We start from the raw sequence: 14,297 nt of genomic DNA on the forward strand, positions 1-14,297 counted from the left end.
GAGGTCACATGCTGGAGCCCGCCGACCGCCGCTACGGTCCCGCGCCCCTGCCGCAGCCGCGCGGTCCGCTGTCCGCAGCGGTGACCGATGCGCTGCGGCGTCCGCCGCACGACCTGCCTCCCGGCCTGGGCGTCGACCTCGATCCGGTGGACGCGATCGGCGACGAGGACCTGCAACTGACCCTGTTCCTCTGCTACGAGCTGCACTACCGGGGCTGGAGCGGGGTGGATGAGGGCTGGGAGTGGCAGCCCGCGCTGCTGGCCCTGCGGGCCCGCGTCGAACGGCCCTTCGAGGCGGCGCTGCGCCGGCTGGCCGGAGCCCCGGCGGTACCGGCCGGTGGGGTCGCGGCCGGGTTGGGCGAGCTGGTCGCTGCCGACGACGGGCCGCCGCTGGCCGCCACGCTCCAGCGGCACGCCGACCTCACCCAGTTCCGCGAGTTCGTCGCCCACCGTTCTGTCTACCACCTGCGCGAGGCGGACCCGCACAGCTGGGCGCTGCCCCGCCTCGGCGGTCCCGCCAAGGCCGCCCTCGTCGAGATCCAGACCGACGAGTACGGCAACGGCCGGCTGGACCGGATGCACGCCGAGCTGTTCCGGCGCACCCTCGACCGGTTGGGTATGGACACCGGCTACGGCGCCCACCTGGACGCGGTGCCCGCGGTGACGCTGGCGACCAACAACCTGATGTCGCTGTTCGGGCTGCACCGACGGCTGCGCGGCGCGCTGCTCGGGCACCTGGCGGCCTTCGAGATGACCTCGTCCCTGCCGAACCGCCGCTACGGCAACGGCCTGCGCCGGCTCGGCCTCGACGAGGTGGCGACCCGCTTCTACGACGAGCACGTGGAGGCCGACGCGGTGCACGAGCAGATCGCCGCGCACGACCTGTGTGGCGGCCTGGTCCGTACCGAGCCGGCGCTCGCCTCCGACGTGCTCTTCGGCGCGGCGGCGGCGCTCGCGGTGGACCGGCTGTTCGCGGCGCACCTGCTGGACAGTTGGGCCGCCGGCCGCAGCTCACTGCGGTCGCCACTGCCGCTGTCGACCGCGCCGGCCGTGCCGCCGCTGGTGTCGCTCACCGCGACGCCGACCGTGGTGACGCCGGTCCAGCCCGCCGTCGCCTGACGGCTTCGCCTGGTCAGGTCCGCCCGGTCAGCCCTCGCGGGCGGTGCCGGCCCGGAAGTTGACCACCTTGTGGGTGCCGTCGCAGAACGGCTTGAGCGCCGACTTGCCACACCGGCACAGAGCGATCGTGCCCCGGCGTGCGTCGATCCGCTCGCCGTCCGGAGTGACCAGGGCGAAGTCGCCGCGGACCAGGAGCGGGCCGTCCTCGTACGGGGTGATCGTGGCGGCGGACTCGCCGGTGTCCTCGGTGCGCATGAGTCCGGAAGTGCCCGCCCCGGCCGCGACGAAACCCCGCGCGCACGCCGTGGGTCCCTCAGGTCCGATCGTCCCCGCCGGCCCGCTCCCGCCGCCCGGAGCCAATCGTCGCCGAACGCCGCTGACCTGTGGAATGTTGCCGCCGGGTGGGTGATGCCCCGTTTGAACCCCATCCGGACGGGAAGCCGGGCCGCGTGGTGAGCGAACGAGGCAAGGTGGGCCCGGTGCACAAGATGCACAAGGGGCTGTCGGCCGACGGCGCCGGTCTGGCCGGCGACCGGGTCGTGGCCCAGGGCAGCGCCGCCCGGGTGCTGGTCGCCGCCACCGCCCGGGCCCTGCGCGGCGCGGACTGCGCCGACCTCGGGCACACCGGGCCGACCTCGCGGTTTCCGGGCGCCCCCGAGCCGGTACGCCGTGCCGCGGTGAGCCGGGCCGCCGGGCGGGTCGCCCTCACCGTCGACCAGGTCGGTGAGGTGGACGCGGCCCGGGTCGCGCGCTGGTTCGTCGACCAGTACCCGCGTGGGAGCTACCCCGGTGTGCTCATCGGGTCGCCGCACGGTGCGGCGGCCCACCTCGCGGTGGCCCTCGGCGTGCCGTGGCTGCCCGCCGGCTTCGAGATGACCGCGCACTGGAGCGACGGCGCCGTGGACCGCCCGGGGGCGGCGCTGGAGCACGGCGGGGCGCTCGCCGAACGGCTGCTCGCCGGCAACCCCGACGTGCACCTGCGTCAGGTGCACTGCCCGGCCAGCCGGGGGTCGCTGACCGGGGTCACCGTGTCGCTGGCCGCCCGCTGGAGGGCGCTGCCGGCCGCGTACGCGCAGTTCCTGACCGACCGGCTGAACGCGGGCGCCCCGGTGCTGCTGGTGCGCGACGCGCGCACGTGGCCGGTGTCGGAGCGGGGGCCCGGGCACAGCTTCCAGGTCGGCTGCCCGGCCAGCGGGCTGGACCCGGTGGACTTCCACCCCGACAGCCATGCCCTGCGGCAGGTGCTGCGCGCCGTGGGCGGGGACGCCGCCCAGTGGGCGCCGCCGGAGGTGTCGGCGCCGTCGGGCGACGCCGAGCACGGCATGGACGCGGACTTCGAGCGGACCACGCGGGACTGGGCCGCCCGCCACCAGCATCCGCTGCACCGGGTGCTGGTGCCCCGGCCGGCGGCGCTGAGCGCGGGCGTGGCGGACCTGTACCGGCGGTGGCTGCGGGCCGCCGGCAAGACCGGTGACCGGTTGGTGGTGGAGTGCGGCCGGCTGCTCGATCCGTGGCAGGTGGTACGGGCGGGGCTGGTGCCGTACTGGTGTGAGAACGCCACCCGGCGCAGCGTCGACGAGGCCGAGTGGTGGCTGGCCGGCAGCGAGACGTTCAGCTCGGTGGACGTCCTGCCCGAGCCTCCCGGGATGCGCTCGCCCGCGCTGGCCGGGCTGCCGCAGTGGTTGGCCGTCGCGGGCTTCGGCCGGCGGCGGCGGGCGCTGGACCGGACCTCCGCCCGGGGCTATCCGGTGACGTCCGTGCCGACGCGCCGGGCCACCGAGGTCCTGCGCGCCCAGCCGTACGACCTGCCCGCTCCGCCCCCGCTGGGGGCCGCTGAGGCCCTGTCGGTGCTCCGCGACAGCGGCGGCCACCAGGGGTTGCTCGTCTCCTGAGGGGAGCACGCCGAAACTTCCTCGCGAACCCGGGGTCCCGTGATTGAGTACCTACGGAGCGGGAACATCGCTGGCTGCGACGGCCTGATTGCGCTGCGTAGAGGCGTTGTCGCCCGCTGGCATCCCAGTCACTGACCCACTTTCCGGCCCGGTGCGTGGCCCGACCACGCGCACGACCGGTTTCCCGATCCGGGCGGGGGACCTTCCTGAGGGAGGCGCGGATGTTCGGACAGACGAGCACGACCACGACCACACCACCACCCACCGAGCGTGGTCTGGAGGACCTGGACGCGGCGGCGCTGGCGTACGCGGCCCGGATCGAGGGGCTGCCGCCGGAGCGGCGGGGAGAGGCCCGCGACGACCTGGTGCGCTTCGCGCTGCCGTTCGCCGGGCGACTGGCCCGCCGGTACCGGGGCCGGGGTGAGCCGCTGGAGGACCTGGAGCAGGTGGCCCGCCTCGGGCTGGTCAACGCCGTCGACCGGTACGACCCGGAACGGGGCTCGTTCACCGCGTACGCGGCGATCACCATCGTCGGGGAGATCAAGCGGCACTTCCGGGACCGCACCTGGGGCGTGCACGTGCCCCGGCGGCTGCGCGACCTGATCCTCGAGGTGGGTCAGGCCACCGCCGCACTGACCAGTGAGCTGTCCCGGGCGCCGTCGGTGGCCGAGTTGTCGGCCCGCCTGGAGACGCCGCAGGAGGAGATCCTCGCGGCGCTGGAGTCGGCGGCCGGCTACAGTCCGGCGTCACTGAACGCGCCGGTCGGCGGGGAGAGTTCCGCGGAGTTCGGTGACCTGGTCGGCGAGTCGGACAACGCGCTGGAATCGGTCGACGACCGGGTGACGGTGAGCGGCCTGCTGCACCGGCTGCCCTGGCGCGAACGCCGCATTCTCGCCATGCGCTTCTACGGCAACCAGACCCAGGCGGAGATCGCCGCCCGGTTCGGCATCTCGCAGATGCACGTCTCCCGGCTGCTGTCGCGGGCGCTGACCTGGCTGCGGCAGGCCATGCTCGCCGACGCGCCGCCGCCGTGGCAGAACGGCGCCGCCGAACCGGACCCGGGCAAGACCCGCATCTCGGTGCGGCAGAACGGCGACGGGGTCGTCGTCGAGGTCGGCGGCGAGGTGGACCGGGACGGCGCGGACCAGCTGCGCCGCGCGATGCTGGAGGCCGTCAACGGCCAGCCGAGCGAGGTCGTCGTCGACCTGGTCGGCGCGGGTGGCTTCGACGCCGGCGGGATCGCCGCGCTGATGGCGGGCCGGGAGGCGGCGGAGCGCACCGGCGTGCCGCTGCGGCTGACCCGGGTGCAGCCGGCGGTGCGCCGCTCGCTCACCGCCGCCGGCCTGGCACCCGCCCGGGACTGACCGGCGCGTACGCACACGACGAGGGGCCCACACCGCGGTGGTGTGGGCCCCTCGCGGCGTACCGACTCTCAGCGGTCCTCGGTCTCGCCGTCGCTGTGCGGGTGCCGCCAGCGTTCGTGCGGCTTCGGCGCGTCCTCGGCGTCCTGCGGCGCGTCGCTCTGCTCGAAGCTCGGCCGGCGTACGCCCTCGGGCTCCGGCACGTCCACCGGACGGGCGCCGGACTCGGGCGCCGGCTGGTAGCTGGCCGCATCCCGGGCGCCGTGCGCGCCCTCGGGGGCGGGCGACTCCGGCGCGTGGTGCTCCAGGTGTATCTCGTCGCCGAAGTGCTGCGGCGGCTTCGTGGTGCGCTGCGGCAGGTCCCGGCCCAGGTCGGCGACGAGCGGACCGTACTTGAGGTCGAAGGCCGGCCGCTCGGAGCGGATCCGGGGCATCTTGTCGAAGTTGCGCAGTGGTGGCGGGCAGGTGGTCGCCCACTCCAGCGAGTTGCCGAAGCCCCACGGGTCGTCCACCGTGACCACCGCCCCGTACCGCCAGGACTTCCAGGCGTTGTAGATGAAGAAGAGGGTGGAGAGGCCGAGGATGAACGCGAAGGTGCTGGAGATCGTGTTCAGCGTGGTGAAGCCGTCGGTGGGCAGGTAGTCGGCGTACCGGCGGGGCATGCCCTCGGCGCCCAGCCAGTGGTGCACCAGGAAGGTGCCGTGGAAGCCGATGAACATCGTCCAGAAGTGCGCCTTGCCGAGCCGCTCGTCGAGCAGCCGCCCGGTCATCTTCGGCCACCAGAAGTAGTAACCGCCGAAGAGCGCGAAGACCACAGTGCCGAACACGACGTAGTGGAAGTGCGCCACCACGAAGTAGGTGTCGTGGGTGTGGAAGTCGGCCGGCGGGCTGGCCAGCAGCACCCCGGTGAGGCCACCGAGCAGGAAGGTGACCAGGAAGCCGATGGCGAACAGCATCGGCGTCTCGAAGGTGAGCTGCCCCTTCCACATGGTGCCGATCCAGTTGAAGAACTTCACGCCGGTGGGTACCGCGATCAGGTAGCTCAGGATGCTGAAGAACGGCAGCAGCACCTGGCCGGTGGCGAACATGTGGTGCGCCCAGACCGTCATGGACAGCACGGTGATGGCGATGGTGGCCAGCACGATTCCGGTGTAACCGAACAGCGGCTTGCGGGAGAACACCGGAATGATCTCGGTGATGATGCCGAAGAACGGCAGCGCGATGATGTACACCTCGGGATGACCGAAGAACCAGAACAGGTGCTGCCAGAGCATCGGTCCACCGGTGGCGGGGTCGTACACGTGCGCGTTGATCAGCCGGTCGGCCGCGAGCGCCAGCAGCGCGGCGGCCAGCAGCGGGAACACCAGGATCACCAGCACGCTGGTGAACAGCATGTTCCAGGTGAAGATCGGCATCCGGAACATGGTCATGCCGGGCGCGCGCAGGGTCAGGATCGTGGTGATCAGGTTGACCGCGCCGAGGATGGTGCCCAGGCCGGAGACGACCAGGCCGAGCACCCACATGTTCGCGCCCACCCCGGGGCTGTGGTCCACGTCGCTGAGCGGGCTGTACGCCGTCCAGCCGAAGTCCGCCGAGCCGCCCGGCGTGAGAAACCCGCCGATCACCATGAGCCCGCCGAACAGGTACAGCCAGTAGGCCAGCGCGTTGAGCCTGGGGAACGACACGTCCGGCGCGCCGATCTGGATCGGCACGATGAAGTTGCCGAACCCGAAGGCCGCGGGTGTGGCGAACAGCAGCAGCATCACCGCGCCGTGTGAGGTGAAGAGCTGGTTGTACTGCTCGGAGGAGAGGAACTGCAGACCCGGTCGGGCCAGCTCGGCGCGCATCAGCATCGCCTGCAGACCGGCCACCAGGAAGAACCCGAAGGAGGTCAGCAGATACAGCAGACCGATCTGCTTGTGATCCGTGGTGGCGAGGAACTTGATCAACGAGTTGCCGGGGACCGGCGCCCGCAGGGCTCCGGGGAAGCCCCCGAAGCGGGCCGGTGCCAGGATCGCCGGGCCCCGATCGCGACCGGGTTCCGTGGTTACCCGCTTGGGCATGGCTGCTCACCCCGTCGTGACGGCAGAAAGGACGGGCGTGCCTACCCGACCCTCCCACCATGTAACCAGGCTGAAGCGGTAATTTCGGTCAGATCGCCGGTACCGGTCGAAGCCGCCCGATGCGGTCAGGCCGCCGGCAGCATCGCCCAGACGGCCTTGCCCTGACCCGCCGGCACGCTGCCCCACCGCTGCGCCAGCTCGCGGACCAGCAGCAGCCCTCGGCCACCCTCGGCCCGCAGATCCGGATCGGCGGGCTGGGCGGCGGCCCGGCTGCCGTCCACCACGGCCAGGTGCAGGTACGGCCGGCGCAGTGTCACCGTCACCTGCATGGGGGTGCCCGCGTGCCGGACCACGTTGCCGACCAGTTCGCTGAGCACCAGCGCGGCCGGGCCCGCCGCGCCGGGCAGGTTCCACCGGGCGCACGCGTCGCCGACCAGCTCCCGGGCCCGCCGGCAGGCCCCGGCCACCGGCTCCAGCCGGGCCCGCATCCGCAGCGCGCCGGCCGCGCCGGCCACCCGGGTCGCCTCCGCGCAGTCCCGTGACACCGGCACCACCCGGCACGTCGTCGACTCGGCGAGCCAGCGGGCGGCGGCCGGAGGCGGCGCGCACAGCACCACCGGCACGGCCGGCCACTCCTCGGCCCGCCGGGCCGTCGCCGCGAACACCGACAGCGCCAGCCGGTCCCGCACGGTCACCCCCGCGAGGTCGACCACCAGCGCCTCCGGCTGGGCGGCCAGCGCCCCGTCCAGCGCCTGGTGCACCGCCCGCATCGTGCCCAGATCGAGGGCGCCGGTGAGCTGGACGACCGCCACCGGTGCGGTCTCGCGCACCTCGCAGGTGATCCGGCTGGGCATCGGCGGGCCCTCGATTCGCTGGTCGGGTCGGGATCTGCCCACTACCCGAGGCCCTGCGGCACCAAACCGGACCGGCCGCTCCCGGGACGCAGCTCACGCCCGGACCCGCAGGTCAGCGGCGTGCCCGTCCGGTCAGCAGACCCAGCGCGATCAGGCCCAGACCGAGGCCGAGGTGCAGCCAGCCGTCCGCGGCGTTGACCGGCAGGACGTTCGCGCCGGTGTCGTGATCCACCGCCAGGCCGTAGAGCCAGAGCACCAGGTAGACGGCGCCGCCGCCGATGAGGAACGTCCGGGCGCCGCTGACCGTCCGCGCCAGCGCCAGGCCGGCCACCCCGAACAGCAGGTGGACGAGGTTGTGCAGCACCGACACCTGGAAGGCGCCGAACAGGAACGCGCCCGAGCCGTGCCCGGCGAACCGCAGATTGTCCGTACCGCTGGTGATTCCCGGGACGAAGCCGAGCACGCCGACCAGCAGGAAGAGCACGGACGCGGCGCTCGCCGCCCGGCGTACCGGCGGCTTGCCGTCGGCCGGGTTGGCCCGGGCCCGGGAGTGCGCCATCGGTCCGACCATCACCGGCTCCTCGCTGCGCGACGGGCGTGAGCGGTGCGACTACCCGTTGCCGCCGACGGCTAACGCGCCGGCGGCGACGGGTGCGCGCTCAGGCCGGTTGCAGGCGGGGCGCGGTCGCCAGCTCGCGGACCCGCTGGTACAGCTCGACGTAGCGCTGGGCCATCACCGCGGGCGTGAACCGCTGCGCGGCCACCCGCCGGCACTCGTCCGGGTCGAGCAGGTCGGCGGCCAGCACGAGGTCGTCCAGCTCGTCCTCGTCGGCGGTGAGCAGGCCGGTGCGGCCGTGCTCGATCAACTCTGGCAGGCAGCCCCGGGCGGTGGCCACCACCGGCGTGCCCAGGGCCAGCGACTCGACCACAGCCGTGCCGCCCGGCTCCTCCCACCGCAGCGGGAACAGCGACGCGCGGGCGCTGGCCAGCAGGTCGTCACGCTCCTGGCCGGCCACGGTGCCGACCCAGCGCACCAGGTCACCGTCGACGTGCGGCGCCACCTCGTCGAGGAAGAACCGCACGTCCGGGTTCTGCCGGGCGTCGTCGCCGGCCGAGGCCAGCTCCGCCGGGCGATGGTACGGGCCGACGGGGCCGGCAAGCACCAGCGGGACACCGATCCGCTGCGCGAGCCGCGCGCCCACGTCCTGCCCCTTGCCCGGGTTGATCCGACCGAGGATGAGCAGGTGCTCGCCCTTCTCCGGGCGGGGCCGGCGGTCGGCGTCCACGGCGAGCGGCGTGGACAGGTGCACGTGACCCACCGAGTGCTCGCGCAGCGCCAGCGGCGCCCGGGCCAGCTGCGACGCCGAGACGCCGTTGACACGGACCCGGTCGCCGCCGTCCAGGCTGCCGTACAGCGCGGGGTGCTTGGCCAGGTCCCAGTGCAGGGTGTGCAGGGTCGGCGGCCCGGCCGGCCCCATCGCCGCGAGGGTGGCCAGCCCGACCGCCTCCACGTGGTCGTGCACCAGGTCGATGTCGTCGCGGGAGTGCAGCTCGCGGACCACCCCGGCCAGGTGTGCCTGGGCGATCCCGCAGACCTGGTTGTACGGCCGTTGCAGCGCCGCGAACTGCCCGTCGGGAAAGACCGACACCTTCTCGTCCACCGGCAGGCTGCTGCTGTCCACCGAGGCGAGCACCACCCGCACGCCGAGTCGCCGCAGCTCCGGCACCAGGGTGGCGATCACGTTCTCGATGCCGCCGTAGCCGGGCGGGGGCACCGACAGCCACGGGCCGGCGTTCATCAGCACGGTGAGGCTCATCGGCCACCCTCCCGCACCGCGGCCGTGTGCGGCCGTGCCTCGGCGCTCACGCCGCGGCCACCCGTCGGCGGGGAACCCGATGGCGCAGCTCGGCCAGCGGTGGCCGCTCCTCGATCGACACGTCGCTGACCACGATCTCCCGGTCGAGGTTCGGCAGCGTGTCCGACCCGCCCCGGCGGAACTGCGTGAGCAGCGACTCCGGCATCATGCCGGGGATGGCCCAGCCGCGTCGTTGCAGCCGGGACCAGGCGGTCAGCATGATCTGCGCGGACATCCGGCCGAGCGCCGCCGTGTCCTGGTGGCGGTGCTTGCGCTCGCCCAGGTCGACCTGCGCCAACGCGTCCAGGCCGACCAGGTCCAGCAGGTCGATCATCATCGCCGTCTCCACGCCGTACCCGGAGACGAACGGCACCTGGGCCAGCACCTCGCGGCGACCGGCGTACTCGCCTGCGAGCGGCTGCACGAAACCGGCCAGTTCGGGCCAGAAGAGGTTGAGCAGCGGTCGGGCCATCAGCTCGGTCACCCGGCCGCCGCCGTCCTGCTCCACGCTGGCGGCGCCCACCAGGGGCCGGTGATAGAAGCCCTTCACGAAGTCCACCGACGGGTCGGTCAGCAGCGGCCCCAGCAGACCGCTGACGAAGTGCGGGCGGAACTCCCGCAGGTCGGCGTCGATGAACGCCACCACGTCGCCCTCGGCGGCGGCCAGCCCGGCCCAGAGCGCGTCGCCCTTGCCGGTGAGCCGGGGCAGGCCCCGGGTCATCGCGTCCTGGCTGACGACCTCCGCGCCAGCGGCGCGGGCCACCTGCGCGGTGCGGTCGGTCGACCGTGAATCCACCACGATCAGTTCATCGACGAGAGCGACCCGATCCATCAGGTGTTCCCGGATGGTCGACACGATCGCGCCGACCGTCGCCTCCTCGTTACGTGCCGGCAGCACCACGCTGACCCGGCTCTCTCCCTTGGCGCGCAGCAGCCGGCGTGCCGGCCAGTCCGCCGCCGAGGTGGTCCGGTACGTGGCCCACGCCTCCACCACCGGTGACACGGTCGTATCCCGCACGGGCACCCCTCCGTTCGTGCGTGGAACAAGCGGAGTCTGTAGTTCCCACTCGCCGCCACGTGCTAACCGTTCCCAGGGCAACAGCTTGATCACAACGGTTACATCCGCGCGTTCCCGGGGGATGAACGTTTGATTGCGCACATCCCAGGGGACTGCTCCCATCGAAGTCGAAACGTTCTCGAAAGAGGTTGTCGAATGGGTGGATGCCGGGTGGGTCTCGTGGGGGCCGGCGGGGTGGCACAACGCCATGCGCGGGTGCTGTCCGGGTTCGACGACGTCGAACTGATCGGGGTGACCGACGTGGTGCCCGAGGCGGCGTCCGAGCTGGCCGCGCGGCACGGCGGGCAGACCTTCCGCGACGTCGCCGAGCTGCTGGCCGCCGGCCCGGACGCGGTGTACGTCTGCGTGCCGCCCTTCGCGCACGGCCCGGCCGAGGAGGCGGCGATCGACGCCGGGGTGCCGATGTTCGTGGAGAAGCCCGTCGCCGTCGACCTGGTCACCGCCGAGCGCGTCGCCGACCTCGTCGCCCGGCGTGGGCTGCGCACCGCCGTCGGGCACCACTGGCGCTACCTGAGCGTGCTCGACCAGGCCCGCGAGCTGCTCGCCGACCGCCCGGTGCGGATGGTCAGCGGCGCCTGGCTGGACAAGGTGCCGCCGGTCGCCTGGTGGGCGCGCCGGGACCGCTCCGGGGGCCCGGTGGTCGAGCAGGCCGCCCACGTGCTGGACCTGATCCGGGTGCTGGCCGGCGAGGTCACCGAGGTCACCGCGTACGGCAACGGCACGCCACCGCCGGTCGACGGCGCCGACATCGACTCGGTGACCACCGCCACGCTGCGCTTCGCCAACGGCGCCGTCGGCACGCTCAGCGCGGCCTGCGTGCTGGGCTGGAAGCACCGGGCGGGGCTGGAGATCCTCGCCGACGGGCTGGCCCTGGCGCTGACCGAGGACGGTCTGCTGATCCGCGACGCCGACGGCGAGCGACACGTTCCCGCCGATCCGGAGGCCGCCCGGGTGGCGGTGGACCGCGCCTTCGTCGACGCGGTACGCGGCGTCGGCGACGACGTCCGCGTCCCGTACGCCGAAGCGCTGAAGACCCAGCGACTGGCCCTCGCGGTGGCCGAATCGGCCCGTACCGGTCAGACGGTGCGGCTCGTCACGCCCGCCGCGCCGGTCGCGCTGTCCAGCGGGGTGACCGTCGATGCGTGATCGGGTGGTCACGGTCACCGCCCCCGGTCGGGTGGAGCTCGTCGAGCAGGAGGCCGCGGCGCTGCGCCCCGGCACCTTCCGCGTCGACACGCTGTTCAGCGGCGTCTCCGCCGGCACCGAGCTGAGCTACGTCAAGGGCACGAACCCCTATGTGAACGTCACCTGGAACGCCGACCTGGGGCTCTTCCAGCCCGGCGAGGCCAGCACCCCGTACCCGGTCACCCGACTGGGGTACATGCAGGTCGGCCGGGTGGTGGAGAGCGCCACGCCGGCCGTGGCGGTGGGCACGGTCGGCGCGATGACCTACGGGCACCGCACCGGCTGGCTGGCCGACCCGGTCGCCGAGCGGTTCGTCGGCCTGCCCGAGGACCTGGACCCGCTGCTCGGCGTCTACGTCGCGCACATGGGCCCGATCTGCGCGAACGGTCTGCTGCACGCCGCCGCCGACCTGCACGGGGCGGACGTCCGCTCGCTCGGCGACGGCGTACGCGGCCGGCGGGTCGCCGTGGTCGGCGCCGGCGTGGTGGGTCTGCTGACCGCCCTGCTGGCCCGGCGACACGGCGCCGCCTCGGTGGTGGTGCTCGACCCCACCCCGCGCCGCCGCGAGGTCGCCGAGGCGCTCGGCCTGGAGACCCTCGACCCGGACGCGGACGACCCGGCGGTGGTGCTCAAGACCCGGTGGGCCCACGCCGCCGGCGACCGGGGCGCCGACGTCGTGTTCCAGTGCCGGGGGCAGGGGTGGGCGTTGCAGCTCGCGCTGCGGTCCCTGCGCCCGCAGGGCACGGTGATCGACCTGGCCTTCTACCAGGGCGGCGCGGACGCGGTCCGCCTCGGTGAGGAGTTCCACCACAACGGGCTGGCGCTGCGCTGCGCCCAGATCGGGCGGGTGCCGCGCGGGCTTGCGCCCACCTGGGACCGGGAACGGCTCTCCGCCGAGACCATCGACCTGCTGCGGGCCTACGGGGACGTGATCCGCAAGCACCTCGTCTCGGCGGTGGTGCCGTTCGACGAGGCGCCCACCCTGCTCACCGAGCTGGCCGAGCGCCGCCGCCAGGAGTTGCAGGTGGTCCTGGCCGCGTGACCCGCCGGAGCGCGTCCGCGGGGTGACACCGCGGGTTACCGTTCCCGCCATGAGCACCCTGAAGGACCGGCCGGTCGGCGACGCTCCCGCGAGCCGACCGGTCGGCCTGTCCGCGCTGCTGCCGTACCTGCGGGAGCACCGCGGCACCCTCGTCGCGGTGGGAGCGCTGTCGCTGCTCGGCTCGGCGGCGTCGCTGGCCCAGCCGCTGCTCACCCGGTCGGTGCTCGACCGGATCGGCGCCGAGCACCCGGTGTCCGCCCTGGTGGCGGTGCTGGTGGCGCTCGTGGTGCTCGGCGCGGCGATCGGCGGGCTGCGCGACTACCTGTTGCAACGCACCGCCGAGGGGCTGGTGCTGAGCACCCGGCGACGGCTCGCCGGTCACCTGCTGCGGCTGCCCATCGCCGAGTACGACCAGCGGCGCACCGGCGACCTGCTCTCCCGGGTTGGCTCGGACACCACCCTGCTGCGGGCGGTCGTCACCTCCGGGCTGTTCGAGACGGTCACCGGGGCGGTGATGGTGCTCGGCGCCGGCACCGCGATGGTGCTGCTCGACCCGCTGCTGTTCGGCGTCACCCTGCTCGGGGTGGCGCTGGGGCTCGGCTTCGCCGCCACCTTCGCCCGCCGGGTCCGGGCGCTGGCCCGCCTCGCCCAGGAGCGCATCGGCGAGATGACCTCGGCGGTGGAGCGGGCCATCTCGGCGGCCCGGACCATCCGGGCCAGCCGCGCCGAGCGCCGGGAGGCGGAGACCGTCACCGGCAGCGCCCACCAGGCGTACGCGGCGGGGCTGCGGGTGGCCCGGGTGCAGGCGCTGATCGGCCCGATCGGCTCGGTCACCGTGCAGGGAGCGTTCCTGCTGGTGCTGGGGATCGGCGGGGCGCGGGTCGCCGCCGGGGCGATCTCCGTCGGCGACCTGGTCGCCTTCGTCATGTACCTGTTCCTCCTGGCGCTGCCGCTGGGCCAGGTGCTGCGCGCGTACACCCAGTTGCAGTCCGGTCTGGGCGCGTTGCAGCGGATCGAGGAGATCCTGGCCGTGCCGGCGGAGGGCGCGGCGGACCGGCCGACGGCCGGGACCGCCACGACGACCCCCCGCCGGCCCGCCCCGATGATCGAGTTCGACCGGGTCGGGTTCGGCTACCCGGGCGGCACGCCGGTGCTGCACGACGTCAGCTTCGCGGTGCCGACCGGCACCCGTACCGCCCTGGTCGGCCCCTCGGGCGCCGGCAAGTCGACGCTGCTGGCCCTGGTCGAGCGCTTCTACGAGGTGAGCGCCGGCGCCGTCCGCGTCGACGGGGTCGATGTGCGGGAGCTGCCCCGCGACGCGCTGCGCGCCCGACTCGGGTACGTGGAGCAGGAGGCCCCCGTGCTCGCCGGCACGCTGCGCGAGAACCTGCTGATCACCGCGCCCGACGCCACGGACGACCGGCTGCGCGAGGTCCTCGACGAGGTCAACCTGAGCCACCTCGTCCAGCGGACCCCGCAGGGCCTGGACGTGCAGGTGGGGGAGGGCGGGGTGCTGCTCTCCGGGGGTGAGCGGCAGCGGCTGGCCATCGGCCGGGCGCTGCTGGCCGGCCCTCCGGTGCTGCTGCTCGACGAGCCGACCAGCAACCTCGACGCGCGCAACGAGGCGGCGCTGCGCCGGGCCATCGACGCGGTGGCCGCCCGCCGGACACTGCTGATCGTGGCGCATCGACTCGCCACCGTGGTGGACGCCGACCAGATCGTCGTGCTCGACGGCGGCCGGGTGGTGGCGGTGGGCACCCACGCCGAGCTGACCGCCACCGACCCGCTCTACCGGGAGCTGGCCACCCACCAACTGCTGGTCGCCTGATCCGGCGGCGACGCGGAATC

The 14,297-nt window shown here is 73.9% G+C and carries 12 protein-coding genes; 6 read left to right on the forward strand and 6 right to left on the reverse strand.

Annotated features, from left to right (window positions below; translation table 11 throughout):
• Positions 1-8 precede the first annotated feature (8 nt).
• Entirely contained in the window at positions 9-1,118 is a 1,110-nt protein-coding gene (locus ABZU53_RS22445; RefSeq protein ID WP_355067258.1) for an iron-containing redox enzyme family protein, read from the forward strand.
• Between the two features lie 27 nt (positions 1,119-1,145).
• Here the strand turns inward: ABZU53_RS22445 and ABZU53_RS22450 are convergent, their stop codons facing one another.
• Positions 1,146-1,373 (reverse strand): CDGSH iron-sulfur domain-containing protein, encoded by a 228-nt coding sequence (locus ABZU53_RS22450; RefSeq protein WP_354863236.1) that lies wholly within the window; start codon positions 1,371-1,373, stop codon positions 1,146-1,148.
• A gap of 233 nt (positions 1,374-1,606) precedes the next feature.
• On the opposite strand from ABZU53_RS22450, the gene ABZU53_RS22455 reads away from it, so the two are divergent.
• Both ABZU53_RS22455 and ABZU53_RS22460 read left to right on the forward strand, forming a co-directional pair.
• Positions 1,607-3,010 (forward strand): hypothetical protein, encoded by a 1,404-nt coding sequence (locus ABZU53_RS22455; protein WP_355067282.1) that lies wholly within the window; start codon positions 1,607-1,609, stop codon positions 3,008-3,010.
• Positions 3,011-3,231: 221 nt separating this feature from the next.
• A complete protein-coding gene (locus tag ABZU53_RS22460; RefSeq protein ID WP_355067259.1) occupies positions 3,232-4,374 on the forward strand; it encodes a SigB/SigF/SigG family RNA polymerase sigma factor in 1,143 nt (380 codons plus the stop codon).
• 68 nt (positions 4,375-4,442) lie between these two features.
• Here the strand turns inward: ABZU53_RS22460 and ctaD are convergent, their stop codons facing one another.
• From ctaD to ABZU53_RS22485, 5 genes are all read right to left on the reverse strand, one after another.
• Positions 4,443-6,434 (reverse strand): cytochrome c oxidase subunit I, encoded by a 1,992-nt coding sequence (gene ctaD, locus ABZU53_RS22465; RefSeq protein WP_355067260.1) that lies wholly within the window; start codon positions 6,432-6,434, stop codon positions 4,443-4,445.
• A 125-nt stretch (positions 6,435-6,559) separates the two neighbouring features.
• The gene (locus tag ABZU53_RS22470; protein ID WP_354862108.1) at positions 6,560-7,288 is read right to left on the reverse strand and encodes an STAS domain-containing protein; all 729 of its coding nucleotides are present in this window, start codon (positions 7,286-7,288) and stop codon (positions 6,560-6,562) included.
• A gap of 112 nt (positions 7,289-7,400) precedes the next feature.
• A complete protein-coding gene (locus tag ABZU53_RS22475) occupies positions 7,401-7,847 on the reverse strand; it encodes a DUF4383 domain-containing protein (protein ID WP_354862119.1) in 447 nt (148 codons plus the stop codon).
• 100 nt (positions 7,848-7,947) lie between these two features.
• A complete protein-coding gene (locus ABZU53_RS22480; protein ID WP_354862110.1) occupies positions 7,948-9,105 on the reverse strand; it encodes a glycosyltransferase in 1,158 nt (385 codons plus the stop codon).
• Positions 9,106-9,151: 46 nt separating this feature from the next.
• Positions 9,152-10,135, reverse strand: a complete 984-nt coding sequence (locus tag ABZU53_RS22485; protein ID WP_354862121.1) for a glucosyl-3-phosphoglycerate synthase — start codon at positions 10,133-10,135, stop codon at positions 9,152-9,154.
• A gap of 222 nt (positions 10,136-10,357) precedes the next feature.
• On the opposite strand from ABZU53_RS22485, the gene ABZU53_RS22490 reads away from it, so the two are divergent.
• Genes ABZU53_RS22490 through ABZU53_RS22500 form a run of 3 tightly spaced genes read left to right on the forward strand, consistent with a single transcriptional unit; the run spans position 10,358 to position 14,277 of the window.
• Positions 10,358-11,368, forward strand: coding sequence for a Gfo/Idh/MocA family oxidoreductase (locus ABZU53_RS22490; RefSeq protein WP_354862111.1), 1,011 nt, complete (start codon positions 10,358-10,360; stop codon positions 11,366-11,368).
• On the forward strand, positions 11,361-12,449 hold the full coding sequence (locus tag ABZU53_RS22495; protein ID WP_355067261.1) for a zinc-binding alcohol dehydrogenase: 1,089 nt from the start codon (positions 11,361-11,363) through the stop codon (positions 12,447-12,449). The genes ABZU53_RS22490 and ABZU53_RS22495 overlap by 8 nt, the downstream gene beginning before the upstream one ends.
• Positions 12,450-12,498: 49 nt before the next feature.
• The gene (locus ABZU53_RS22500; RefSeq protein ID WP_355067262.1) at positions 12,499-14,277 is read left to right on the forward strand and encodes an ABC transporter ATP-binding protein; all 1,779 of its coding nucleotides are present in this window, start codon (positions 12,499-12,501) and stop codon (positions 14,275-14,277) included.
• Positions 14,278-14,297 lie beyond the last annotated feature (20 nt).

The organism is Micromonospora sp. NPDC005194 (assembly GCF_040608335.1).
In the GTDB taxonomy this organism is placed as follows: domain Bacteria; phylum Actinomycetota; class Actinomycetes; order Mycobacteriales; family Micromonosporaceae; genus Micromonospora.